The organism is uncultured Dokdonia sp. (genome assembly GCF_947496725.1).
Classification (GTDB): domain Bacteria; phylum Bacteroidota; class Bacteroidia; order Flavobacteriales; family Flavobacteriaceae; genus Dokdonia.
The window spans coordinates 409,959-436,585 of record NZ_CANMDS010000003.1 but is presented as its reverse complement, the minus strand read 5'-3'; the positions used below and the strand labels follow the sequence as shown (position 1 = coordinate 436,585).

Here is a 26,627-nt window from a genome sequence, read left to right as displayed (position 1 = left end):
ATTCAATTCAAATAGTAAAGAATTTTCCTATAAAAAATATGCTACTCTAAAAGCATTATATCTTTATGAATAAGAGCCTCTTCCATAGTTGCAAACAGTGCAAAAGGTTTACAGAAAAATAATTTTTCTATATTTTGAGCATCTTTAAAGTCTTTGTTGGGACTAACTACTATAAAACCTTTAAGATTTTTAACCTTGGCAGTTTTTAAATAAATAGTAGGATCTATAGAGTAAGAATAAATTCTGTGGGTAATGTAAATAAAATTCCTTCCTGCAAAGTGGGTTTCTGCAACAGCTATTAATACATCATTAAAATTTGTGTGCACAGTTACACCTTCATCCATAATGACATATACATAGTCTTCATAGACCGTGACTTTGCCAAACGAGAATTCTAGTTGAATACCGAGTTGTAATTCTTTCATAAGTTGGGGATATTTGAATAGAATATAATTAAATGTAATTAAATAAATTATTAATTACCAGTACTTTAACTATTATGTAATTAAAAAATCCCTTACTAAACATAAGTGTTTAGTAAGGGATTTAATTTAATTATAAGAGATTTTTAAGACTCTGTAGTCTCTCCTTTTTTGATATCTATAATAAGTTCATCCTTATCTGTATCAAAATCCATAAAGATGCTATCTCCTTCTTCTAGCTTAGAGTTTATAATCTCTTCAGCTAGTGCATCTTCTATATACTTCTGTATAGCTCTTTTAAGAGGTCTGGCTCCATACTCTTTATCAAAACCTTTGTCACTTATGTAATCTTTAGCTTTCTCACTTAAAGATAGGTTGTAACCAAGTCCTTTGATTCTTGTAAAGAGTTTTTCTAGCTCGATATCAATAATTTTATGGATATCCTCACGCTCTAGTGCATTAAATACTACAACGTCATCTATACGGTTTAAGAATTCTGGAGCAAATGCCTTTTTAAGTGCATTTTGAATAACACTACGTGCGTTTTCATCTGCTTGAGTTTTACGAGATGATGTGCCAAAACCTACTCCTTGACCAAAGTCTTTAAGCTTTCTTGCCCCGATATTTGATGTCATTATGATAATAGTATTTCTAAAATCTATCTTACGGCCTAGAGAATCTGTTAAGAAACCATCATCTAGCACTTGCAGTAACATATTAAAGACATCTGGATGCGCTTTTTCTATCTCATCTAGTAAAACTACAGAGTAAGGCTTACGTCTTACTTTTTCTGTGAGTTGACCACCCTCTTCATATCCTACGTATCCAGGAGGAGCTCCTACAAGTCTTGAGATAGAAAACTTCTCCATATACTCACTCATATCGATACGGATGAGTGCATCTTGATTATCAAAAAGCTCTTTTGCAAGAACCTTTGCAAGTTGCGTTTTACCTACACCAGTCTGTCCTAAGAATATAAATGAGCCTATAGGTTTGTTAGGGTCTTTTAATCCAGCTCTGTTACGTTGTATTGCTTTTGCAACCTTTGCAACCGCCTCATCTTGACCTATTACGTTTTCTTTTATTGTTGCTGGTAGTTCTGCAAGTTTGTTACTTTCTGTTTGTGCAATGCGGTTAACAGGTATACCAGTCATCATACTTACTACATCTGCCACATTATCTTCTGAGACAACTTCTTTATGAAGTTTAGAATCTTCTTCCCATCGCTCTTGTGCGATTGCAAGTTCTTTTTCTAAATTTTTCTCATCATCACGCAGCTTTGCAGCCTCTTCATATTTCTGCTTCTTTACCACAGAGGTTTTGAGTTCTCTTACCTCTTCTAGCTTATTTTCTAATTCTAAAATCTTTTTAGGAACATCAATATTAGTAATATGCACACGAGATCCTGCTTCGTCTAGAGCATCTATAGCCTTATCTGGAAGAAATCTATCGGTCATATATCTATTAGTAAGTTTTACACAAGCTTCAAGTGCCTCATCTGTATATGAGACATTATGGTGCTCTTCATACTTACCTTTAATATTTTGTAATATCTCAATTGTTTCTTCTACAGACGTAGGTTCTACAATTACTTTTTGAAAACGTCGCTCTAAAGCACCATCTTTCTCAATGTGCTGGCGGAATTCATCAAGCGTTGTTGCGCCTACACATTGTATTTCGCCTCGAGCGAGAGCAGGTTTAAACATATTTGAAGCATCAAGAGATCCTGTTGCTCCTCCAGCCCCTACAATGGTATGTATCTCATCTATAAATAAGATAATGTCATCATTCTTTTCAAGCTCGTTCATAACGGCTTTCATACGCTCTTCAAACTGTCCTCTATACTTTGTACCAGCTACAAGGCTAGCAAGATCAAGAGTAACCACTCGCTTGTCAAAAAGGATACGAGATACCTTACGTTGTACAATACGTAGCGCAAGTCCTTCTGCTATGGCAGATTTACCTACTCCAGGCTCACCTATAAGGAGAGGGTTATTTTTCTTACGTCTACTCAGTATCTGTGATACACGCTCAATCTCTTTACTACGGCCTACAACGGGATCTAGTTTGCCCTCGTCTGCCATTGCAGTAAGATCACGTCCAAAGTTATCAAGAACCGGAGTTTTACTTTTTTTAGTACCCTTAGGGGTTGTAGGGCTGTTAAAGGGGTTTTCCTTAGACTGCTCATCACCATTATCTGCATCATCGCTAAATGATTCAGACTTTATAGGTTCTATATATTCGTCGCTTTCGTTTGCCATCATTAGTTTAAATTGGTCTTTTACGTTGTCATAATCTACCTTGAGGCGGTTTAACAACTTTGTTGTTGGGTCATTCTCATTGCGTAAAACACAAAGTAGGAGGTGAGCCGTATTTATAGCAGAGCTTTGAAAAAGTTTTGCTTCTAAAAATGTTGTTTTTAGGGCGCGCTCTGCCTGTCTGGTAAGATGTAAGTTCTTCTTGTCATTATTTTGCAAGCTCACATTAGGATTTGCTGGACTTAAGATTTCTACCTTACGTCTCAAGTGCTCAAGGTCTATTTCTAGAGCTCCTAGTATATCTATCGCTTTACCGCTACCATCTCTTAATAAACCAAGCAGTAAGTGTTCTGTACCTATAAAATCGTGGCCCAGGCGCAATGCCTCTTCCTTACTATAAGCAATAACATCTTTTACTCTTGGCGAAAAATTATCATCCATATCTTTCCTCGTTCGTTCTTATGTAAATTTAAGCAAACTGGTTCAAAAATCATTCCGCTTAAAGTCCTCAGTCCAAATTACCAAAAATACCTGACAGTTTGCCCTACAATTAACAGGGTAGTTATTAAAAGAACGTGTTAAAATTTGTTGATAAATAGTACGCTTTCGCGAAAGCGTAACCCCATAAAAAATAACGAAAATGGTTACATTGCTAATTGTAAAAAATTTGACTTAAAATCTAATCAATTTATATATGGCTGAAGGAGAAAAGCTGATCTCGATTAATATTGAAGATGAAATGAAATCTGCTTACATCGATTACTCGATGTCAGTTATCGTATCACGTGCACTACCTGACGTGCGTGATGGTCTAAAACCAGTACACCGTCGTGTTCTTTACGGAATGCACGAGTTAGGAATACGAGCGAGTGGTGCTCACAAAAAATCTGCAAGAATAGTAGGAGAGGTACTAGGTAAGTATCACCCACACGGTGACACCTCTGTATATGATGCAATGGTACGTATGGCTCAAGAGTGGAGTTTACGTTATATGCTTGTAGATGGTCAAGGTAACTTTGGGTCTGTAGATGGTGATAGCCCAGCAGCAATGCGTTATACCGAGGCTAGAATGCGCAAGATATCTGAAGATATGCTTGCAGATATTGAAAAAGACACAGTAGATCACCAACTTAACTTTGATGATACGCTTAAAGAACCTACCGTATTACCTACACGTGTACCAGGGTTACTTATAAATGGTGCATCTGGTATTGCTGTGGGTATGGCGACTAATATGCCGCCACACAACCTTTCTGAAGTTGTAGACGGTATACACGCTTACATAGATAATAATGACGTTACTATAGATGAACTTATGGAGCACGTAAAGGCTCCAGATTTTCCTACCGGAGGAACTATTTACGGTTATGACGGAGTACGTGAGGCTTTTAAAACAGGGCGTGGTCGTGTTGTAATGCGCGCAAAGGCAGAGTTTGAAGAAGTAAAAGGTAGAGAGTGTATCATTGTGACCGAAATACCATATCAAGTCAATAAGGCTGATATGATTAAGAAAACGGCCGATATGATCAACGATAAGAAAATCGAGGGTATATCTGCCATACGTGACGAGTCAGACCGTAATGGTATGCGTATCGTTTATGTTATAAAACGTGATGCTATTCCAAATATCGTACTTAACAAGTTATATAAGTACACGGCACTACAATCATCATTTAGTGTAAATAACATTGCTCTTGTAAACGGGCGTCCTGAGATGTTAAATCTTAAGGATATGATACACCACTTTGTTGAGCACCGCCACGAGGTAGTAGTGAGAAGAACAGAGTTTGAGCTTAAAAAAGCAGAAGCTCGTGCTCACATACTAGAAGGTCTTATCATTGCTTCAGATAATATAGATGAAGTAATAGCCATCATACGTGCAAGTGCAAATGGTGATGAGGCGAGACAAAACTTAATAGAGCGTTTTAAACTCTCAGAGATTCAAGCAAAGGCTATCGTAGAGATGCGTTTACGCCAGCTTACAGGTCTAGAGCAAGACAAACTACGTAGTGAGTACGAAGAGATAATGAAGACTATAGAAGACTTAAAAGATATCCTTGCAAAGAAGGAGCGTCGTATGTCTATCATTAGAGAAGAGCTTCAAGAAATAAAAGATAAGTATGGAGATGAGCGTCGCTCTATTATAGAGTATGCTGGAGGTGATGTAAGCATCACAGACCTTATTCCAGATAAAAAGGTAGTGATTACTATCTCAAATGCAGGTTACATAAAACGTACATCACTTACAGAATACAAAACTCAAAATAGAGGAGGAGTAGGTACAAAAGCATCTACTACTCGTAATGAAGATTTCTTAGAGCATCTATTTGTAGGAACTAACCACCAGTATATGTTATTCTTTACACAAAAGGGTAAATGTTTCTGGATGCGTGTATTTGAAATACCAGAAGGAAGTAAGACTTCAAAAGGTAGAGCTATCCAGAACCTTATTAATATAGAGCAAGATGACGAGGTAAAAGCATTTGTATGTACAGGAGACCTTAAAGATGAAGATTATATAAATAATCACTACATCATTATGGCGACCAAAAAAGGACAAGTGAAGAAAACAGCACTAGAGCAATACTCACGTCCTCGTACTAACGGTATCAACGCGATTACTATTAAGGACAATGATGAGCTACTGTCTGCAAAGCTTACAACAGGAGAGAGTCAAGTGATGCTTGCGCTTAAATCTGGTAAGGCAATACGCTTTGAAGAAAGTAAGACAAGACCTATGGGAAGAAACGCCTCTGGTGTTCGTGGCATAACTCTTGCTAATGATGAAGATGAAGTAGTAGGAATGGTGTCTGTAAACGATACAGAAAGTAATATCCTAGTTGTTTCAGAAAAAGGGTATGGTAAGCGCAGTAGTCTTGAAGATTACAGAATTACAAACCGTGGAGGTAAAGGAGTAAAAACAATCTCTGTTACCGAAAAGACTGGAGAACTAGTATCTATTAAAAACGTTACTGATGCAGATGATCTTATGATTATCAATAAATCAGGTATCGCTATAAGAATGGAAGTAGCTTCACTAAGAGTTATGGGACGTGCAACACAAGGAGTACGACTTATTAACCTTAAAGGAAACGATTCTATTGCCGCTGTCGCGAAAGTAAAAAGTGATGAGGACGATATAGACGATGAAGATGACACAGTAGATGGAACTCCAGTAGAAGGAGGGACAACTGCTTCAGAAACAACCCAAAACGAAAACTCTTCTGAAGAAGAAGAATAGACACATAAGGGTTGAGAAAAAAAAGAGTAATTTTGAAACCCTTATATTAATTAAACACTTATAATGAAAACTAAAATTTTATTTGCAATAGCATTTGCCGTAACGTCTATGGCTTTTGCACAAAAGAAGGAAGTAAAAGCAATCGAAAAAGCTATCAAATCTGGTAGCTATGGAGAGGCTAAGTCTTTAGTAGGAGCAGCAGATGCTCTTTTAGGCCAGATGGACGATAAGACTAAAAGCAAGTTTATGCTTTTAAAAGCTCAAGCATTTTTAGGAGTTGATAATAAAAATGTAGCAGACTTAACTAAGGCTGGTGAAGCATTTAAGGCTCTTGTAGGAACAAAAATGGATGGTCAAGCACAAACTGGACTATCTAACGTTGTAGCAGCACTTGTAAATAGTGCAGTACAAGATCAAAACACAGACAAATTTAGCGATGCTGGAGCAAAGCTAGAAAAAGCGTATGCTTTTAGTAATGATAATAAAGATTATCAATACTATGCAGCTTCAAACTATCTTAACTCAAAAGAGTATGATAAAGCTGCTGCTATCTTTGAAGATCTAATGGCTACCGGTTATACTGGTCAAGTAAATGAGTTTTATGCAGTAAATGCTGCTTCTGGAGAAGAAAAGAAGTTTGATAACAAACAAGAAAGAGATATCGTAGTTCTTTCTAAGGAATATGTAAAGCCTAGCGAAAGGTTGAGCGAGTCTAAAGAAAATGTTATTACTGAATATTTAATCAGCATCTACTCTTTTCAAGATCAGAATGACAAAGCACTTGCAATGCTAGATACTGCACTAGAGAAAAAGCCAAACGATGTAAAGCTTCTTACTTCAAAATCTAATATCTATTTAAAGATGGATAAGAAAGATGAGTACAGAGCTATCATTGAAAAAGTATTACAACTTGATCCTAACAATGCAGAACTTCACTATAACCTAGGTGTAACTGCAGATCAACAAGGTGATGACGCGACAGCTGTTGAATACTACAATAAAGCAATTGAACTAGATGCTGGTTATGCAAATGCATATAATAACCTTGGAGCACTTATTTTAAGAAAAGATGCAACATTTGTAGATCAGATGAACAGCTTAGGTACTTCAAATGCAGATTTTGATAAGTATGAATCTCTTAAAGTTGAGCGTAAAGCAAATATCAGAAAAGCGGTAACTTATATGGAGAAAGTATTAGAGCTTAAACCAGATAATGCAGAGATAGCAAACAACCTACTTAACCTGTATCAAGTACTTGAGGATACAAATAAAGCAGACGCTATGAAAGCAAAAATTGACGCAATGAACTAATCATTGTTTCATATCCATAAAAAAACCCGCCTTACTGGCGGGTTTTTTGTTTTACAATATCCTCTTTAAGAAAATATATAATTAGATGATCTTCTTGATAACTCTTAGTTTATGTGTATGTGTACGTTTATGCACATTATATATACCAGAGTGATCTAATCTATCTATACGTACTTCACCGTGAGCGTGTATGATATAATTATCTTCCATAATAATACCTACGTGTGTTATAGCACCCTCTGCATTATCAAAAAATGCAAGATCTCCTGGTTCACTCTCTTCTATAAAACTTAAAGCTTCGCCTTGCGTAGCTTGCTGTGATGCATCTCTTTTAAGACTATAACCATTAAGTCTATAAACCATTTGTGTAAAACCACTACAGTCTATCCCAAAAGGAGTTCTACCACCCCATAGGTAAGGAGATTTTAAATAAAGCATAGCTGTTTCTATAAGCTGTTCCTTACTGGTTTTTCCTGTGAAGCTGTTTCCTTCATAGGTATCCTTAAGCAAGCTTATATTTTCTACAGCAGCTCCTAGAACCACGGTAAGTAGTTGCTTGTGCTCTGTGGTTATAAACTGTACGGGATCTGTAGTGAGGGTGATGGGTTGCGCTTTCGCGAAAGCGTATTCATCCTCACTTATTTCTATATATTGCTTGTTATCTATCCAGCCCTCATACTTATCGTGTGAAAGCTTAATGCGGCTCCATTTTTTACGTTGCTCTACAACTTTAAAATGTTCACCATAGAGAACCTGGTTTACAAGTTCGCTAGGGTCCGAAGGTTCGGCACGCATTGGGACAATACTAAGCTGGCAGATACCGTAACGCATAGTTTTTATAAAATTCTCTTAGTTGTGATTTTCTATAACCATTGCAGATGCGCCACCGCCACCATTACAAATGGCTGCTGCACCTAGTGTAGCATTATTTTGTTTTAAAACATTCATAAGGGTGATAAGTATACGTACACCACTACATCCTAATGGATGTCCTAATGACACTGCACCACCGTTTACATTTGTATTTTGATCTGTAAGACCTAATATTTTCATATTTGCAAGACCTACTACAGAAAATGCTTCGTTAAATTCAAAAAAGTCTATCTCATCTTGAGAAACTCCAGCTTTTGCAAGTGCTTTAGGTAAAGCCTTAGATGGAGCAGTGGTAAACCATTCTGGTTCGTGAGCAGCATCTGCATATCCTTTTATTGTACATAGCGGTGTGAGGTTGAGCTCTTTTGCCTTTTCTTCACTCATAACAATCACAGCTCCAGCACCATCGTTTATAGTAGATGCGTTTGCAGCTGTTACGGTTCCGTCTTTTGTAAAAGCTGGACGTAAAGCTGGTATTTTCTCCATCTTTACATTTGTGTACTCCTCGTCACGATTTACAATAATATCGTCACCACGTCTTTGTGGTACTGGTACAGGTACAACCTCATTGTCAAATTTTCCTGCATCCCAAGCAGCCGCACTACGCTTGTATGATTGAATAGCATAATTATCTTGATCTTCACGAGAAAACTCATACTCTGTAGCACAAGCATCTGCACATACGCCCATAGCATTACCGTCATAGGCATCTACAAGACCGTCTTTTTGCATACCGTCTATCATAGATTGTGGTCCAAATTTATGACCGTTGCGTAGGTGTACATAATGAGGGATTCTACTCATATTTTCCATACCACCGGCTACTACAACATCTGCATCTCCTAGAGCAACAGCTTGAGCTGCCATCATCACGGCTTTCATACCTGAGGCACATACTTTGTTTACCGTTGTACAAGGAACAGTATCTGGAATACCAGCACCTAGTGCCGCTTGTCTAGCAGGAGCTTGACCTACACCAGCTTGTACAACATTGCCCATAAATACTTCATTTACAGAAGTGGGGTCAAGATTAATTTTATCTAGAGCTCCTTTTATAGCGATAGCTCCTAGCTTACTTGCAGTTACAGAGGATAATGACCCCATAAAACTACCTATAGGTGTACGTGCCGCAGCAACTATAACAACGTTTTTACTCATATTTTTTGTGTTTGAAGTGCTTAATTTTAGTCTTGCGAATGTAAGAAAAATTCTAAGATTTTTGAGGCTCGACATCAGTGTCTAAGGCTATTTGAAGCGATATTATTTTAGTACTTTAGCTTCTCACTAATATACCTTATGAGTACAACCGCACAGAAGTTTTATAAACATCAAGATCTTTTATATAAATTCTTGCTTATCATAATATGTGCTGGTTTTATAGTGTACTTTTTCCCTAAGAGTGGAAAATTTAAATATGAGATCCAAAAAGGTTTCCCGTGGCAGTATGAAAACCTTTATGCAGACGAAGATTTTGCAATACTCAAAAGTGCAGACGAGATAGCAGAAGAAAGAGAGCAAATTAAGTCACAATCTGCAGTGTACTATGATTATAATCAAGATGTATTAGGTCAAGTACAGTCTGTTTTTAATACAAATTTTGATAAGGTCTTTCCAGATAGCATAACTTATAAGTTTGCAAAGCAAGAGCTTAGAGATTATGGTAACAACCTTCTTAGTAGTTTTTATAAAAAAGGAGTCGTAAAAGATAAACCAGTTTATAATACCGGTAGACTAGTCTATTTAAAAAGAGGTAACGAAGTTTCAGAAATGAAGCTGGATGAGATTACTGTGTTGAGTAACTTACCAGACGCATTAAGTGCTGCAACCCAATCTAGCACCTACAGGGACTACTCAAACAAATATCTACAAGCATTTTTTGATGGTTTAGAGGCTAATATTTCTTTAGACCAAGAGCTTACTAGAGAGACACTTGATCTTGAGTTGTCGAGTATATCAGAAACTCATAATATAGTTCCTAAGGGAAGTATCATTATTGCAAGAGGAGAACTAGTAGAAGGAGAAAACCTTCAAAAATTATTATCTCTCAAAGAGAAGTATGAATCACAAAACATAAGCGAGTCTAGATATAACTGGGTACTTTTTGGTTATGTGTTGCTTGTATTGCTAGCCTTAGTAATGCTGCTCCTTTTTATAAGAACTTATAGACCTTCTGTGTTTCTTAATAACACAAAAGTGACCTTTGTATTCTTTAATGTCCTGCTTATGGTTTTACTTACAACCATTGTGATAAAATGGAGCCCACAGTATGTATATGCTGTACCTATGTGTATACTACCACTTATTATAAAGGCATTTTTTGATGCGCGATTAGGGCTTTTTACACACGTTATTGCTATACTTCTTTTAGGTTTTATAGTTCCAGACAGTTTTGAATATTTCTTCTTACAAGTTATTGCAGGTATAGTAACTATTCTTACCGTACCAGAACTTTATAAGAGAGCAAACTTGTTTATTTCTGTTGGTCAAATAACATTAATTTACATACTTGCATATTTTGCATTTCATATTATTAGTGAGGGAGGAGTAGAGGGGCTTGCCTGGCCAGATTTTGGTATGTTTATGCTTGCAGGGCTCGCCACACTCTTTGTACAACCGCTCATATATATATATGAAAAAATGTTTGGGCTCGTGAGTGACGTCTCACTTCTTGAACTTTCAGACACAAATAGTAAGCTTTTAAAAAGACTTGCAGATGAGGCTCCAGGGACTTTTCACCATAGTCTTAACGTTGCAAATCTCTCAGAAGCGGCAGCAAATGAAATAGGGGCAAATGCAATGCTAGTTCGCGTAGGAGCTCTCTATCACGATATAGGAAAGATAGAAAACCCTACAGATTTTACAGAAAATCAAGCCACAGGGATTAATAGTCACGACGACTTATCACCAAAGGAAAGTGCACGTATCATTATAGATCACGTTCTTAATGGTATTGAGCTTGCGCGAAAGTATAATCTACCAGATCGTGTCATAGATTTTATAAGAACTCATCACGGTACCAGTACTGTGCAATATTTCTACTTTAAGGAAAAAGAAAAAAATGAAGATGCTGCCATTGAAGATTTTCAGTACCCAGGACCTCTACCATTTAGTAAGGAAACCGCTATTTTAATGATGGCAGATAGTGTTGAAGCGGCAAGTAAGAGTCTTAAGAATCCTACATCAACACTCATAGATGCTTTTGTGGAGAAGATTATCAAGAAGCAAATGGATGAAGATCAGTATCTAAATGCCGATATTACATTTAAAGAAATCCAGCAGATTAAGAAAGTACTTAAAAAGAAGCTCAATAACATCTATCACCTTAGAATAGAGTACCCAGAGTAGGGAGTGCGGTATTATTCCGCTTTCGCGAAAGCATAAAACTAAAAAACGAGACACATTATGTATCTCGTTTTTTTATAACTATCTATTTCTGTTTTAATCTATCGTAGTTTTGGAAAACTAGAAGGATTTGCCTCGTGCATCATTCCATATATCTTTTCAAAAATATCATCTGCAGATGGTTTTGAGAAGTAATCACCATCGGTACCATATGCTGGTCTATGCTGTTGTGCAGCGAGTGTTTCTGGCTTACTGTCAAGATATTTATAAGCATCTTGCTTGTTAAGCACTTCATCAAGAAGATAAGCACTTGCCCCTCCAGGCATATCCTCATCTATTACGATAAAGCGATTTGTTTTCTTTATACTCTCAACGACATCGTGATTAAGGTCAAAAGGTAGTAGTGATTGTGCATCTATAACTTCTGCATTAATACCTACAGATAATAGATCTTTTGCTACGTCCATAATAATACGCAAAGTACTACCGTACGATAAAATTGTAATATCTGTACCTTCTTTTACAGTCTCTACAACTCCTATAGGTGTTTTAAACTCTCCTATATTAGTAGGCAAGTTTTCTTTTAGTCTATAGCCATTAAGACACTCTACAACTAGTGCAGGTTCATCACTTTCTAAAAGTGTGTTATAAAAACCTGCTGCTTTTACCATATTACGTGGGGTAAGGACATACATACCTCTTAACAGGTGTATAATCGCTCCCATTTGAGACCCACTATGCCAGATACCTTCTAGCCTGTGACCACGAGTTCGCACTATTAGTGGCGCTTTTTGCTTACCGTGAGTTCTATATCTTAATGTGGCAAGGTCATCACTCATTATTTGGATAGCATATAGTATGTAATCTAAATATTGAATCTCTGCAATAGGGCGGAGACCTCTCATAGCCATACCAATACCTTGACCTATAATTGTTGCTTCTCGTATACCTACATCTGCCACGCGCAGCTCACCATACTTTTCTTGCATTCCCTCAAGACCTTGGTTTACATCACCTATAGCTCCTGCATCTTCTCCAAAAACTAATGTATTAGGATACTTTGCAAAAATTGCATCAAAGTTATCTCTTAATACAACACGACCATCTACTAGGTTTTCTTCTCCGTAAGTAGGAGCTATAGCAGGTACAGATGTTGCACCATTACCATTCTCATTATATAAATGAGCACTGTATTGAGGCTGTATTTTTGCTGTGTAGTTATCTATCCACTCTATGAGTTGAGTTCTAGCTGGAGTATCTTCTCCTATTGTAAACCTAAGGGCCTTTCTAGCTGTGCCTAAAAGATCAGACTTAAGAGCTTCTTTATTTTCTACTAGTGGTGTGAGTAGTGGCTTTATAAAACTACCGTTACTAGAATTACTTATAAGTGTTTCTAATATGGTTACAATTTTTTGCTTTTCATTTTTGATAGGATGTAAAAATGCTTCCCAAGCAGCTTTTTTACCATCTCTTACTTTTTTCTTAAGGTCTTTATCTATCACCTTAAGCTCTTCATCTGTAGCGAGCCCTTGATCTATAATCCAGGTTCTAAACTGTACATTACAGTCAGACTCACGCTCCCACTGTAATCTATCTTGATCTTTATAACGCTCGTGAGACCCAGACGTAGAGTGTCCTTGTGGCTGTGTAAGTTCTACCACGTGTACTAAAACAGGTACGTGCTCTTTACGAGCAATAGCACCAGCACGTTCATAAGCATCTACTAGGGCAGGGTAGTCCCATCCTTTTACTTTTATAATCTCATAACCATTATCTTCTTCATCACGCTGGAAGCCTGCAAGAATTTTTGATATGCTTTCTTTTGTAGTTTGATGTCTGGCGTGTACTGAGATCCCATACTCATCATCCCATACACTTATTACCATAGGTACTTGTAGTACACCAGCAGCGTTTATAGTTTCAAAAAATAAACCTTCACTGGTACTTGCGTTACCTATAGTTCCCCAAGCTACTTCATCACCGTTGTTTGAGAAATTTTCGCCTTGAGCTTCTTTTACATTTCTGTAAATCTTTGATGCTTGTGCAAGACCTAATAATCTAGGCATTTGCCCAGCCGTAGGTGATATATCAGAACTTGAGTTCTTTTGTTGTAGTAGGTTTTTCCAATTTCCATCTGGATCAAGACTATGAGTGGCAAAATGTCCACCCATTTGCTTCCCGGCACTCATAGGGTCAAAAGCGATATCTGTATGAGCATACAGACCTGCAAAAAACTCTTCTATAGAGAGATGGTCTATGGCCATCATAAATGTTTGATCACGGTAGTACCCTGATCTAAAGTCACCATTTTGAAAAGCACGAGCCCAAGCAAGTTGCGGCAACTCCTTACCATCACCAAAAATTCCAAACTTTGCCTTACCTGTAAGAACTTCTCTTCGTCCCAACAAGCTACACTCTCTACTCGTTACCGCAATGCGATAATCGTTAAGTACAGATTGTTTAAAATCTTCATAAGATAAAGCTGCTTTAGTATCTGGTTTACTTGCCATAGGTATATTTGGATTAAGTCGTAAAAATAGCCAAAAGATTGTCGTAATGCAATACAGCAATGCGTTAAATACTTATAAAATTCGCACTAAAGCTGGCTTGATTTGACTTTATTTTTAAAAAAATGCAACAATCTTCTTTTCTATTGCGGATATGTCAACTGTAGAGCGTGTTTTTTGTAGACTTTTAATACCACTTTCGTGAAAACAACCCTATAACAGTATCAACACTTAATTGAAGTTGAAATCTTATTTTTTGATCATAGTTGGGTTGACCAATTTCCCACCCAAGGTTTGAATAAATCGGGAAGTACAACTCAAAGTAGTCATCTAGTAAACTTACTTGTATCCCGGAGTCATATACAAGCTCGCCATTTGCTCTTTTATTTTTTACAACACCTACGTCTCCATATGCATAGAAGTATTTCCAAAGAGTCGTACTCGCATTTGCTGTAAACATCCACTCGTTTGCAAATACAGGTGCAACTGCATCGAGTTGCGATTTAAAACCACCTTCTGCTATAATTATTTGTTGAGAGAACAATCCACTACTTTCAGAACGACCATAATAATTATAATCAAAAAGATAGTCTGTAGGTCTGTCAAGTGCAAAACTAAAGAAATTGCCGTCAGACTGTGTTTTGTTATACGTAAACACTCCTCCAAAAAGGCGCACATTAAGCTGTCTGTTGTTTAAAAAGAGTCTTCTATAAAAGATGCTTCCCGAGAGCTTACCAAAGTTTCTTGCAAATTGCACATCACCCATAAGATTAAGTGTGTGAATAATACCTGGATTAAACCGACTATATCTTAAATTAAGTACATCATAATTAGGTGTAGGCAGCGGTACTAGTGGGTCTTCTTGACGCTGCACACTCACATACCTTGCAGACACAAATTGACGCTTATCTGCTCGTAAATTTGAAGTTCTAAACCTCAAGTTTACAAAGGGAGTGACCCTAGTAAATAGTAAATCTGGAGCATAAGAAAATCTATTACCAGAAATACCATAGCGCAGTCCATAAAGCCCTTGGTTTTGAAAATCGTGTCGGTATGATATAGAGGCACTACCTATGAGCTTTTTTGATTTGAGCCCTATCTGTGGTTCTATTTTATAGTTAAGTGCTTTTGTAAGTAATGTTTTATTATACAATTTTACTCCTGGAGAAAAGCCATCATATATATTAAACTCTGCCACAGGCATAAAGAATAACTGGTTTTTTGAAGGATTTTCAAAATCTTGAAAAAATTTAAATTGCAATGGCTTGTCTATACCTAATAAAGCTCCAGGCTTTTCATAATTATTTCTAAGATTATTTTCGGGAACTATATTTTTATAATTGAGAACAAAACGATCTGCTTCTCCCTTAGGGTATGAAAGGGTAGTAAGCTTTTCTTTTCCAGAAACCCAACGTGTACTTGTAAGACTATCATCTTTAAAACTATAAACTGGTATAGGAGTTTTACGTCTCTTTTTATTCTTTACAGTTACATAGATAGAATCTCCTTTTACCTTAGAGTTTTTAAGCGCATAATCTATACGCTCATTTGAGGTGATGTAGTCATTAAAAAACCAACTAACATCCTTCTCCGTCTTTTCAAGAACTAAATCCTTAAAAGCCTCAGATTTAAGAGGCATAGAGGCGTTTGCCTCATAAAATGATTTTATGATTCCATCTAGCGCGTCATTATCAAGATACTCATTAAGATAAACTAAGCCCACACCACTTTTATAAGAATAGCCTATATTCTTGTTGTACTTTATGAGCTTATCATATGGAGTATTAAGACCTTGATCAAGGTTGAGTCTTGATATATGACTGTACAACACAGAAAACTGATCATTAAACTCTAGCTGTGATGCATAAAACTGCCTTACAAGCCAGTATTTATCTAAGCCACCCACAACTTTTAAGTCTGGATAAAAAGTGTCTATATAATTCTGCAGTAGGTATACTTTTATACCATCTATAAGCCACCTATCTGTACGAGGGTTTACAAGTAGTGTATTATTTACATAATTGTTTATGGTAGTTTTAAGGAGTTTAATCTCATACTTAAATCCATCTGGAAATGGGCTTATAAAGCTAGGCAACTCATTAAGACCATAAACAGGTTGCTCCCTATAATCTAAATCTGTTACGAGAATTTTATCAAACGGATAAGCCCCTAAGTTTTTATCAAGATAACCCGCAATACGATCTGTTATAACCGCTCTTATTTGAGGTGGGAGTGTACCATTATGCAAGTTTGACACAATAGTTACATAGTCTGTTTGTACTTCTTGGTAATTGGAATTTTTAAGAAGAAATATTTTGGCATCTGTACGCTTTTTTCCGGTGAGACGTGTTAGCTTTTCGCCTTGAGCGTATGAAGAACCTTGAATTGCTTTTTCTAGATCTGTTACTAGTGTAAAACCATTAGGTATAGAAAAACTAACGGTAATATCAGACTGCGGGAAGTATCTGTCATTAAGATTTTTATTACTGTAAAATTGCCATCCTCCATCATAAACCGCGGGTGTCATAAACCAGTATCGCAGGTTATAATCTCCATTGCGAGTAATTCCATAATCTGTAAACTTAGCATCTGGTAGTGTGATGGTGTATTGTAAGTTTAAAGAAACCGTCGTGCCAGGTTGTATAGCCGTTTTGAGAAGCACTTTAATTATATCTGGAAAGCGTTCTGGGCGTGTATATTGTAAAATACCGTCTGAGCTAGATATTGCTTTAACTTTTGTAAAGCCACGTTCGGCATCTGTTGCTAAGTGAAATTTTTTCTCAAAGGACTCAGCAAATCTTTTTGCTAGGGGAGTAGTCTTACTAGAAAAACTATTTGCCCAGTCTGTGAGATATACCTCTTCCCAAACATCTGTAGAGTTGTTTTGTATAGAGATTTGTTGCTGGATGATAATGGATCTATCATCTGGCTGTAATTGAGCATTTATGGTCATCGCATTCTGACCTACCGCAACAAAGCTAGATATAATCAAAAATAGAAATGAGTAAAAATGTTTCAATATAGATGTAAATGGGGTTTATTATTAAAACGATATTAAAGGAGATTTATGATATGCACGGTGTTTAAACACTGTATAAATCTCCTTAATATCTCTTAGTAATCTTGTATGGTGTAAGTTACGCTTTCGCGAAAGCGTAAACCTACTAGAAGTTAGGACTTAATTTATACTCATCATAGAAGTTGTTGAGTACTTCAATAACCTCGTCAGATGTGTCTACAAGGTGTATGAGATCTAAATCTCCTGCACTTATATTATTAAATGAGTCAAGCAAAGTTTCTTTTACCCAGTCCATTAAACCTCCCCAAAACTCAGTACCCACAAGAATGATAGGAAACTTCTGAATTTTATGAGTTTGTATAAGTGTGATTGCTTCAAAGAGTTCATCTAACGTACCAAATCCTCCTGGCATTACCACAAAGCCCTGAGAGTACTTAACAAACATTACTTTTCTTACAAAGAAGTAATCAAAGTCTAGACTTTTATCACTGTCTATATATGGGTTATCGTGTTGCTCAAACGGTAGTTCAATATTAAGCCCAACAGATGTTCCTCCTGCAAGGTGAGCACCGCGGTTACCAGCTTCCATAATACCTGGCCCTCCACCTGTGATGACTCCGTAACCGTTATCTGCAATCTTTTCGGCAACCTCTACGGCTAGTTTGTAATATTTGTGGTCTGGTTTTGTGCGTGCACTTCCAAAAATGGATACACAAGGCCCTATACGGCTCATTTTTTCAAAACCATTTACAAACTCACCCATTATTTTAAATATGGCCCAAGAGTCGTTTGTTTTTTTCTCGTTCCAACCTTTTGGTCTACTTTCGTTGCGCATTCTAGTATTTTTATATTGTTAGTAAGACGTTTTTGCTATGTAAGCGTTGCGTCTAGTTCATTTCTTTTTTTAAGAACTCAGCCGTGTAGCCTTTATTCTTTTTAATTATTTGTTCTGGCGTACCTACGGCCACTACCTCGCCACCGCCTTTACCACCTTCATAACCTATATCAATTATATGGTCTGCCATTTTTACAACATCCAGATTGTGCTCAATGATAAGAATGGTGTTTCCTTTATCTACAAGCTTATTGAGAACTTCCATTAATACTCGTATATCTTCAAAATGGAGTCCCGTGGTAGGCTCATCTAATATATAAAAAGTATTGCCAGTATCACGCTTACTAAGCTCTGAAGCCAGCTTGATACGTTGTGCCTCTCCACCAGAAAGGGTAGTACTTTGCTGTCCCAGAGTTATATAGCCTAGCCCTACATCTTTTATAGTTTTTAACTTTCGGTGTATTTTGGGGATGTTTTCAAAGAAGTCTGTCGCCTCATTCATCGTCATTTCTAGAACATCTGCGATAGACTTACCTTTATAACGTATCTCAAGTGTCTCTCTATTAAAACGTTTACCTTGACAGGTCTCACATTCTACATACACATCTGGTAGAAAATTCATCTCTATAACCCTAAGGCCGCCACCTTTACAGGTCTCACACCTACCTCCTGTAACGTTAAAACTAAAACGTCCAGGCTTGTAGCCTCTTATAAGTGCTTCTGGAGTTTTTGCAAATAGACTACGTATCTCATCAAAGGCCTTTGTATAAGTAGCAGGATTTGATCTAGGCGTTCTACCTATAGGTGATTGATTTATATCTATAACCTTGTCACATTCATCTAGACCCTTTATACTCTTATAGGGCATAGGTTTCTTTACGCCATTAAAATAATGTGCATTCATAATAGGGTAGAGGGTCTCATTAATAAGTGTAGACTTACCACTACCAGAAACACCGGTGACCGCTATCATTTTACCTAGCGGTATTTTTATAGATACATTTTTGAGATTATTACCCGTAGCACCTTTAAGCTCTATAAATTTTCCGTTTCCTTTTCTACGTTTTTTAGGGATTGTTATTTCCTTTTCTCCATTGAGATATTGTGCAGTAAGGGTGCTGTGATTTAAAAGTTCTTCTGGTGTTCCTTCACTTATGACTTCACCTCCGTAATTACCAGCTTTTGGACCTATGTCTATCACGTGATCTGCACGCTCTATCATATCCTTATCGTGCTCTACAACTATCACAGAGTTCCCTATATCTCTAAGTGATACAAGGGAGTTTATAAGCTTCTCATTATCTCGCTGGTGAAGCCCTATACTGGGCTCATCTAGAATGTAAAGTACACCTACAAGTTGTGAACCTATTTGAGTAGCTAGACGTATACGTTGTGCTTCTCCACCAGAAAGAGACTTAGAGCTTCTGTTTAAGTTTAAATAGGTAAGACCTACATCTACAAGGAATTGTATTCTTGATTTTATTTCTTTTATAATTTCAGAACCTATCTTGAGTTGCTTTTCTGAAAGTCTTGAGTCTACCGTTTCAAACCAGTCTTTGAGCTCAAGGATATCCATAGATGCGAGGTCTGCAATGCTCTGGTTATCTACTTTAAAATAAAGAGATTCTTTACGTAATCGTGATCCCTCACAAACTGGACAAGCTACTTTATTCATATAGCTTTTTGCCCATCTTACGAGAGAGGTAGACTCACTATCTTTATAGGTGCTTTCTATAAAATTTGCGACACCTTCAAAATCTATTTTATAATCTCTTGTAACTCCTAGTTGTTTTGAAGAAACAGAAAATTTCTCATTACCTCCGTAAAAGATAAAGTCCATCGCCTCTTGTGGGATGCTTTCTATGGGGTCTGTAAGTTTAAAGTCAAAACGCTCTGCTATGAGCTGTAACTGTTTAAAAATCCAATTATTCTTTTTTGGACCGTGTGGGTCAAGCCCTCCAGCATTTATAGACTTTTTAGGATCTGGAACAATCTTTTTGGGGTTTACCTTATAAAGCTCACCTATACCATTACAATTAGGACAAGCACCCTTTGGCGAATTAAAAGAAAAATTATTAGGCTCAGGATTAGGGTATGAGATGCCGGAAGTAGGACACATCAAGTTACGGCTAAAATAGCGCACCTCTTGTGTATCGTGATCTAGCACCATAAGTACATCATCACCGTGATACATCGCAGTATTTATACTTTCGCGCAAGCGTTTACTATCCTCATCACTTTTTTTAACCTGCATACGGTCTATCACAATCTCAATGTCGTGCACCTTGTAGCGGTCTACCTTCATTCCTTTTGTAATATCACGCACTTCACCATCTACACTCACTTTTACAAATCCCTGCTTCGCAATTTGTTCAAAAAGCTCCCTGTAATGCCCTTTACGAGAGCGTATGGTAGGAGCCAGTATATTTATACGTTTACCCTCATAACTCTCTGTAATGAGCTCCTGTATTTGCTCATCACTATAGCTCACCATTTTCTCCCCCGTATTGTACGAGTAAGCATCTGCTGCACGGGCATAGAGTAGGCGTAAAAAGTCATAAATCTCTGTAATAGTCCCAACGGTAGAACGCGGGCTTTTACTCGTGGTTTTTTGCTCAATGGCAATTACTGGAGATAAACCTAAAATTTGATCTACATCTGGACGCTCTAACCCACCCAGAAATTGTCTAGCATAAGCCGAAAAAGTTTCGATATAACGACGTTGTCCCTCTGCATAAATCGTATCAAAAGCAAGCGAGCTCTTACCACTACCCGAAAGACCGGTAATAACAACCAGTTTTTCTCTAGGTATCATTACATCAATATTCTTTAGGTTATGAGCGCGAGCACCATATACTTCAATACGTTCTTCTTGTTCTATCATAGAATTTTAGGCAAGTAACAAATTTACCGCTTTAAGGCTTAATTAGAAAGTGAGTACTACTATAAGAGATTGTTAATATTAATGCCTGAGCGTGGTTTTTTTACGCTTTCGCGAAAGCGTGATTCTACCGCATAAAACTATATGAAATTGCAAGATATTTTTTTTAAAACAATAACGGAATAAGACGGTATGTTGTCTTCTTATATGCCTTATAGGTTGCTCCAAAATGACTTAACAGCAGTTGCTCTTCTTTGTAAATCTTTAAAACTAGAACTACCACAAGTGCTATATATAGCATTAAATTTATAATACTCAAAGGAATAAAAGCAGCTGGGATAAAAAATAAGAGAATGCCTGTATACATAGGATTGCGCAAGATTTGATAAGGACCACGGGTTACTAAAGCCTCAGATTTAACCTCTGGCTGAATATTAAAATTACCGATACGCATTGCAAGCACTCCCCACAAAGCTATCGCAAACCCACATACCTTAAACAAGAGCGGTATATACTCCACACTAAAACTATCTGAATTGTAGAGTAGGGCGCCTATGAGGAAACCTTGAGCAATGACGAGTAATAAAGAAGATCGAGACACGATGTTAAATTTACTAGGGTTTTATGTATTAAAAAAGGGTTACGATATCGTAACCCTTTTGAAAATTTTATAATCCGTAGATGTCATTGTAAAGATGAACGTAATTCTCTTTAATGATTTTACGTTTAAGCTTCATAGTAGGAGTGAGGTGACCACCTTCTACGGTCCAAGCATCTGGCGTAAGTCTAAAGGCTTTTACCTTTTCCCATTTTGCAAAGCTCTCGTTTGCCTCATCAACTTCCTTTTGGTAGCGCGCTTGCACTTCTGGGTTTGCAATAAGATCTTTTTGTGAGGTGTAAGTCACATTTTTCATCTTTGCCCAGTCTTCTAGGAACTCAAAATTAGGTTGTATTAATGCAGCTGGCATTTTTTGCCCTTCACCTATAACCATTATTTGCTCTATAAAACGTGATTGCTTAAATCTGTTTTCTAATAATTGTGGTGCAACATATTTACCTCCAGATGTTTTAAACATTTCCTTCTTACGATCTGTAATTTTAAGGAAACCATCTTCATCTATATGACCTATATCACCTGTGTGGAAGTAGCCATTTTTAAGGACTTCGTTTGTCTTTTCTGCATCCTTATAATAACCTAGCATTACATTAGGTCCTTTTACAAGGATCTCTCCATCTTCTGCTATTTTTACTTCTACGTCCTTTATAAGCTTTCCTACAGTACCAATTCTAAAATTACCACCTCGCATATCATTTACAGAACATACTGGTGATGTTTCGGTAAGACCGTAACCTTCCATAACACCCATCTGCGCAGCATTGTATATTCTAGCTAGACGTGGTTGTAGTGCAGCACTACCAGAAGCAATCACTTTAAGATTACCTCCTAATGCCTCTTGCCATTTTGAAAAGATTAATTTACGGGCAATTGCAAGTTTACGCTCATATAACCATCCATTTTGACCATATGGCTCATATTCTAAACCTACATCTACAGCCCAGAAAAATAGTTTTTTCTTTATACCTGTAAGATCTGCTCCCTTTGCAATAATCTTGTCGTATACCTTCTCTAGTAATCTAGGTACAGCTGTCATAATCTCAGGCTTTACCTCCTTAAGGTTGTCTGAGATAGTCTCTAGCGACTCTGCAAAGTAGATTGCTACACTATTGTACTGATATAGATACGTAATCATACGCTCATATATGTGGCAAATAGGTAAAAAGCTCAATGCCTTTATGCCTTCGCCGCCAGTAGGTACACGTTCTGTACTTGATATGGCGTTACTCACAATATTTCTATGCGATAGCATCACGCCTTTAGGTCTACCGGTAGTTCCAGATGTATAAATAAGCGTAGCAAGGTCATCTGTCTTTACAGAATCCATAAGCGCTTGCACTTCTGGTTGATTACTATCATCTGCTCCTTGATCTAATACCTGTTGCCAGTTATCACAACCGTCTATATCATCAAAAGAGTATACTCCTTGTAATGATGGTACTTTATCTTGAGCTTCTCTAACTTTTGCTAGTGTTTCTGTACAAGAAACAAATACATATTTACTTTCAGAGTGATTAAGTACATATGCATAATCTTCGGCAGAGATGGTAGGGTACATAGGCACGTTTTGAGCACCTATTTGTAAAATACCTACATCACAGATATGCCACTCTGTGCGGTTAGTCATTGAGATAACTGCAATTTTATCATTAGGTTTTACACCTAATCGTAATAGTCCTCTACTAAAAGCATTTGCTTTATCAATATATTCTTGCGTAGATGTCTTAATCCATTCTCCATTTACTTTCGTACATAGGGCATCAGGCAGGTTGTTTGTTTCCAGTTGATGATAAGGAAAGTCAAATAATCTAGTAATTTCCATAAGTTTCATTTAATTCGGTGACAAAATATGAAAAAATGCACGGTTTCTATTGAGTTATTCTTAAAATAAGGCGCTATATTTTACAATTTGGAGATATTACATTGATTTTCTATAAGATGCGTTTTTTACTTAATTCTTAACAATTTTAAAAATTGCACTGTTTTCCTCTGTTTCTAGTCTCAAAAAGTAAATTCCATCTGGTAGACCAGTATAATCTATAAACGCATTTCCTTGCTGTACTGTAGCGTTTGAAACTTCTTGACCTAAGACATTATAAACACTACTTGTATATGAACCTAGAGAAGTACGTACTGTTAATAGGTTCTTTACAGGATTAGGAAATAACTCAAAACCTGCTTTAAAATTTACATTTTCTACCTGCAGCGCCTCATCTGTAATTACAGAAAAATTAAGGTCATCATAATAAAAGCCATCTCTTGTTACAGCTCCATCAGAAACAAGTCTGAATCTGGCCAAGATAACCTCTCCTATATAATCACTTAAATTAATTTCCTCAAATACCCAGTCATTCTGTACCCCATCATATAAAGGCTCTCCTACTGGTTGTGCATTAGTTCCTGCACTTGTAAAATTACCACATTGTGGTTGCCAGCTGACACCATTATCTGTAGATATTTCAAATTGTACATAATCCCAAGTATTTTCAATATCCCACTTTGCATAAAATGATATAGCTGCGGCTGTGCTTTGAGTAAGATCTATGGGGTCTGTAAGTGTGATACTACTATTTTCATTATCGCTATAATTACCAGAAGGTGAATCTGTAATAGATGATGAAGGTGATACAAAAGTGGAACTTGTTACTCCCCAGCTAGTATTCTCATAACTATCTATTGTATCTCCATTATCAAGAAATACATTAGTTAACGCTCCATATACTTTACTTACACGGATATTATTATCATAAAACCCATTGTTAACCACGAGATCAAATTCTATACTATCACCTATCTCAATAGTAGGGTCTAGTGTATAAGTGATTGTTCCGCTAGCAGTTTCTAATGGCGCTAGCGCATCAAAATTTACCGCACTACCATTACTAGTAATATTGCTTGATACAGGGCTAAAGCTTACGATAAAGTCCCCAGTACTTGCAACTCCTAATCGTTTTAAATCAAAAGAGGTCGAGAGAGACGTATTTTCTCCTACAAAGCTATTTGTAGTTTCTACAAGAGCACCATAGTTTGTTACCACCTGTGCAGCCGTAAGGTTCATAAACATCATCTCTTGTGAAATAGATATAATGTCACTTGCTGGTGGCCAGAAAGAAGTCCCTATCTCTGGAGTGAAGGCAAAAATCTTATCGTGCGTACCTACTGTACCATACATAAAATCATCACTCTCACCAGCAAATGGATTGTCTCGTATAGGAGTATAACCGTTTATAGATGTGAGTTGCGCACCTAGACCTTGATAAAGTGCATCATCTGCCGTTGCGACATCTGCATAGCCAAATGGATAATACAACAACTCACCAAAGGTGTGATTATTAAGTGCCAGCACAAAGTTATGTTGCTCTACAAACCATTTTATTGCCTGATTTTCTATCTCAGAAAATGGCCCTGTACCGTGATAAGTGTTAGATCCCGGATTTGTAGATGATCCTGGGCCTCCCCAAGAGCCATTATTAGGATCTCCATTTATATGGTAATCATAATTTCTATTGTTATCTACACCGTTGCCATTTTTTCTATTTTTACGCCATAGTCCACCTCCATTAGGATCGGTCACTTGATTATATAAATAACCATCTGGGTTAATCACAGGTACAAAATAGAGCTCAGTATTATCTACAATCGCTTTTACTTCTAGATTATCTTCATAATTTTCTAATAAATACCACATATAATAAACAAGCTGCATAAGTGACATAGGCTCACGTGCGTGATGTATAGCCGTATATAGTATTTCTGGTTCGGTTTCATCTACGTTAGGGTTATCACTTATTTTAAGCCAATATATAGGGTTAGAACCTATGGATGGTGTTACAGAGGTATCTGGCTCGCCTTCTGTAAGAAAATCACTTATAGGTGACTTTGCAGTGATAAGTTCTGGGTACTGAGCCGCCATTGCATCTACTTCTTCCAGAAACTCTTGGTAGGTGAGATATCCTCCCATAGAACCTTGATTAAAATTTACTGGGGTAGGGTAACTAGTTTCACTTGTTGAGCAGCTTGTGTTTTGTTGTTGAGATTGTGATCTATTGCTTTGAGATTTATAAAATGAGGCTACATCATTTATTAAAACGTCCACTTTATAACCACTTTGTCTAGCCAGATTAATCTCATCTGTAGAGAAGTCTGAGATTACAAAAGTACCTTCCTTATGGACTACGTGGTCTACGGCTACATCTAGATTTTTAAGATTTTGAAGCGTGTGGCTGCTAGATAGATATATTTTTGCTTTATGATATGTTAAAGGGGTTTGTTGCGCTTTCGCGAAAGCGTAAAATGTTATAACAACAAGCAGCGTAAGTAGTTTTTTCATCTAGTAGTCTTTATACAATAAGGTTTATAAAGATATAACACCTAAGCTTATGATTTTCCTACTTTTATGGTAAGAAAAAAGCCTAAGCTTATAAAGCTTAGGCTCTGGAATATCCACTATATTGAGGGGGAATTATAGGGATAATTTATGTAATAGTTTTTCTGCTACTAGCTCAGAAGAAGCTGGGTTTTGTCCAGTAATAAGAAGTCCATCTTCTACAGCAAACTCACCCCAGTCTGCAACTTTTTCATACTTTCCTCCATTTGCAATGAGCATATCTTCTACTAAGAATGGCACTACATCTGTAAGTTGTACAGCATCTTCTTCAGAATTTGTAAAACCTGTAACACGTTTACCGCTTACTAGTGGTGTACCATCTTCATTTTTTGTGTTCTTGAAGATAGCTGGTGCGTGACATACAGCAGCTACTGGCTTCTCATTTGCATAAAAGCTCTCAATAAGGGCGATAGAATTTTTGTCTTCTGCAAGATCCCATAATGGCCCGTGACCTCCTGGATAAAAAACAGCGTCATAATCTTCTTGACTAACCGTCTCTAGCTTAATAGTAGCAGCAAGTTTATCTTGCGTTTCTTGGTCTGCAAAGTATCTTTTGGTTGCAGGTGTTTGTGCATCTTCTGTATTACTTTTTGGGTCTATAGGCGGTTGTCCACCTTTAGGCGAAGCAAGTGTGATATCTACACCTTTGTCCTTAAGTAAGTAATATGGTGCAGCAAACTCCTCTACCCAAAATCCTGTTTTTTCTCCTGTGTCTCCTAAGTCTTCGTGACTTGTTAAAACAAATAGTACCTTTTTCATAGCATTTTCTTTTTTTGATTCTACATTAGTCAAAGTAGTTACTTCGTTTTCATTTCCTTGTTTACAAGACAATGCAACTGCAAGTAATACAATCGCTGTGAGCGTTTTTTTCATTAGTATTTTTTAGTTGACACAAAAATACAGTGCTCAATTTCTCAAAAAATTGATTTATGATA

General features: G+C 37.0%; 15 protein-coding genes. 3 read left to right on the top strand and 12 right to left on the bottom strand.

Annotation, left to right across the window (positions count from 1 at the left end; all coding sequences use genetic code 11):
* Nucleotides 1-41: 41 nt before the first annotated feature.
* Both Q0948_RS08760 and Q0948_RS08755 read right to left on the bottom strand, forming a co-directional pair.
* Nucleotides 42-425: a hypothetical protein gene (locus Q0948_RS08760; RefSeq protein WP_298350460.1), complete on the bottom strand. Its 384-nt coding sequence runs from the start codon at nt 423-425 to the stop codon at nt 42-44.
* 143 nt (nt 426-568) lie between these two features.
* Nucleotides 569-3,121: an ATP-dependent Clp protease ATP-binding subunit gene (locus Q0948_RS08755; RefSeq protein WP_298350462.1), complete on the bottom strand. Its 2,553-nt coding sequence runs from the start codon at nt 3,119-3,121 to the stop codon at nt 569-571.
* 253 nt (nt 3,122-3,374) lie between these two features.
* Here Q0948_RS08755 and gyrA point away from each other — a divergent pair, with 253 nt between their 5' ends.
* Nucleotides 3,375-5,921 (top strand): DNA gyrase subunit A, encoded by a 2,547-nt coding sequence (gene gyrA, locus Q0948_RS08750; protein ID WP_035337046.1) that lies wholly within the window; start codon nt 3,375-3,377, stop codon nt 5,919-5,921.
* 63 nt (nt 5,922-5,984) lie between these two features.
* A complete protein-coding gene (locus Q0948_RS08745) occupies nt 5,985-7,232 on the top strand; it encodes a tetratricopeptide repeat protein (RefSeq protein ID WP_298350465.1) in 1,248 nt (415 codons plus the stop codon).
* Nucleotides 7,233-7,313: 81 nt separating this feature from the next.
* On the opposite strand, the gene Q0948_RS08740 is transcribed toward Q0948_RS08745, so the two are convergent.
* Together Q0948_RS08740 and Q0948_RS08735 are read right to left on the bottom strand one after the other, a co-directional pair.
* Nucleotides 7,314-8,063, bottom strand: coding sequence for a C40 family peptidase (locus tag Q0948_RS08740; RefSeq protein ID WP_298350467.1), 750 nt, complete (start codon nt 8,061-8,063; stop codon nt 7,314-7,316).
* 18 nt (nt 8,064-8,081) lie between these two features.
* Nucleotides 8,082-9,263 (bottom strand): acetyl-CoA C-acyltransferase, encoded by a 1,182-nt coding sequence (locus Q0948_RS08735; RefSeq protein WP_298350470.1) that lies wholly within the window; start codon nt 9,261-9,263, stop codon nt 8,082-8,084.
* Nucleotides 9,264-9,401: 138 nt separating this feature from the next.
* Between Q0948_RS08735 and Q0948_RS08730 the strand changes: the two genes are divergently transcribed.
* Nucleotides 9,402-11,450, top strand: a complete 2,049-nt coding sequence (locus Q0948_RS08730; protein WP_298350472.1) for an HDIG domain-containing metalloprotein — start codon at nt 9,402-9,404, stop codon at nt 11,448-11,450.
* 98 nt (nt 11,451-11,548) lie between these two features.
* On the opposite strand, the gene Q0948_RS08725 is transcribed toward Q0948_RS08730, so the two are convergent.
* From Q0948_RS08725 to Q0948_RS08690, 8 genes are all read right to left on the bottom strand, one after another.
* Complete coding sequence (locus Q0948_RS08725) at nt 11,549-13,957, bottom strand: thiamine pyrophosphate-dependent enzyme (RefSeq protein WP_298350474.1); 2,409 nt, start codon at nt 13,955-13,957, stop codon at nt 11,549-11,551.
* Nucleotides 13,958-14,141: 184 nt separating this feature from the next.
* Nucleotides 14,142-16,973, bottom strand: a complete 2,832-nt coding sequence (locus Q0948_RS08720) for a metalloprotease (protein WP_298350476.1) — start codon at nt 16,971-16,973, stop codon at nt 14,142-14,144.
* Nucleotides 16,974-17,118: 145 nt separating this feature from the next.
* Complete coding sequence (locus Q0948_RS08715; RefSeq protein WP_298350478.1) at nt 17,119-17,808, bottom strand: TIGR00730 family Rossman fold protein; 690 nt, start codon at nt 17,806-17,808, stop codon at nt 17,119-17,121.
* 52 nt (nt 17,809-17,860) lie between these two features.
* Nucleotides 17,861-20,692, bottom strand: coding sequence for an excinuclease ABC subunit UvrA (uvrA, locus tag Q0948_RS08710; protein ID WP_298350480.1), 2,832 nt, complete (start codon nt 20,690-20,692; stop codon nt 17,861-17,863).
* Nucleotides 20,693-20,855: 163 nt separating this feature from the next.
* Nucleotides 20,856-21,290, bottom strand: a complete 435-nt coding sequence (locus Q0948_RS08705; protein WP_298350483.1) for an isoprenylcysteine carboxylmethyltransferase family protein — start codon at nt 21,288-21,290, stop codon at nt 20,856-20,858.
* A gap of 67 nt (nt 21,291-21,357) precedes the next feature.
* Nucleotides 21,358-23,127, bottom strand: coding sequence for a long-chain fatty acid--CoA ligase (locus tag Q0948_RS08700; protein ID WP_298350485.1), 1,770 nt, complete (start codon nt 23,125-23,127; stop codon nt 21,358-21,360).
* Between the two features lie 129 nt (nt 23,128-23,256).
* Nucleotides 23,257-25,635, bottom strand: coding sequence for a M14 family zinc carboxypeptidase (locus Q0948_RS08695; protein WP_298350487.1), 2,379 nt, complete (start codon nt 25,633-25,635; stop codon nt 23,257-23,259).
* Between the two features lie 132 nt (nt 25,636-25,767).
* On the bottom strand, nt 25,768-26,565 hold the full coding sequence (locus tag Q0948_RS08690) for a type 1 glutamine amidotransferase domain-containing protein (RefSeq protein ID WP_298350489.1): 798 nt from the start codon (nt 26,563-26,565) through the stop codon (nt 25,768-25,770).
* Between the last annotated feature and the right edge of the window lie 62 nt (nt 26,566-26,627).

Bases quoted from the DNA above. Each gene is read 5' to 3' on its own strand.
- Q0948_RS08735 (WP_298350470.1), bottom strand. From the start codon at position 9,263: ATGAGTAAAAACGTTGTTATAGTTGCTGCGGCACGTACACCTATAGGT.
- Q0948_RS08700 (WP_298350485.1), bottom strand. From the start codon at position 23,127: ATGGAAATTACTAGATTATTTGACTTTCCTTATCATCAACTGGAAACA.
- Q0948_RS08745 (WP_298350465.1), top strand. From the start codon at position 5,985: ATGAAAACTAAAATTTTATTTGCAATAGCATTTGCCGTAACGTCTATG.
- Q0948_RS08695 (WP_298350487.1), bottom strand. From the start codon at position 25,635: ATGAAAAAACTACTTACGCTGCTTGTTGTTATAACATTTTACGCTTTC.
- uvrA (WP_298350480.1), bottom strand. From the start codon at position 20,692: ATGATAGAACAAGAAGAACGTATTGAAGTATATGGTGCTCGCGCTCAT.
- Q0948_RS08715 (WP_298350478.1), bottom strand. From the start codon at position 17,808: ATGCGCAACGAAAGTAGACCAAAAGGTTGGAACGAGAAAAAAACAAAC.
- Q0948_RS08740 (WP_298350467.1), bottom strand. From the start codon at position 8,063: ATGCGTTACGGTATCTGCCAGCTTAGTATTGTCCCAATGCGTGCCGAA.
- Q0948_RS08760 (WP_298350460.1), bottom strand. From the start codon at position 425: ATGAAAGAATTACAACTCGGTATTCAACTAGAATTCTCGTTTGGCAAA.
- Q0948_RS08725 (WP_298350474.1), bottom strand. From the start codon at position 13,957: ATGGCAAGTAAACCAGATACTAAAGCAGCTTTATCTTATGAAGATTTT.
- Q0948_RS08755 (WP_298350462.1), bottom strand. From the start codon at position 3,121: ATGGATGATAATTTTTCGCCAAGAGTAAAAGATGTTATTGCTTATAGT.
- Q0948_RS08690 (WP_298350489.1), bottom strand. From the start codon at position 26,565: ATGAAAAAAACGCTCACAGCGATTGTATTACTTGCAGTTGCATTGTCT.
- Q0948_RS08730 (WP_298350472.1), top strand. From the start codon at position 9,402: ATGAGTACAACCGCACAGAAGTTTTATAAACATCAAGATCTTTTATAT.
- gyrA (WP_035337046.1), top strand. From the start codon at position 3,375: ATGGCTGAAGGAGAAAAGCTGATCTCGATTAATATTGAAGATGAAATG.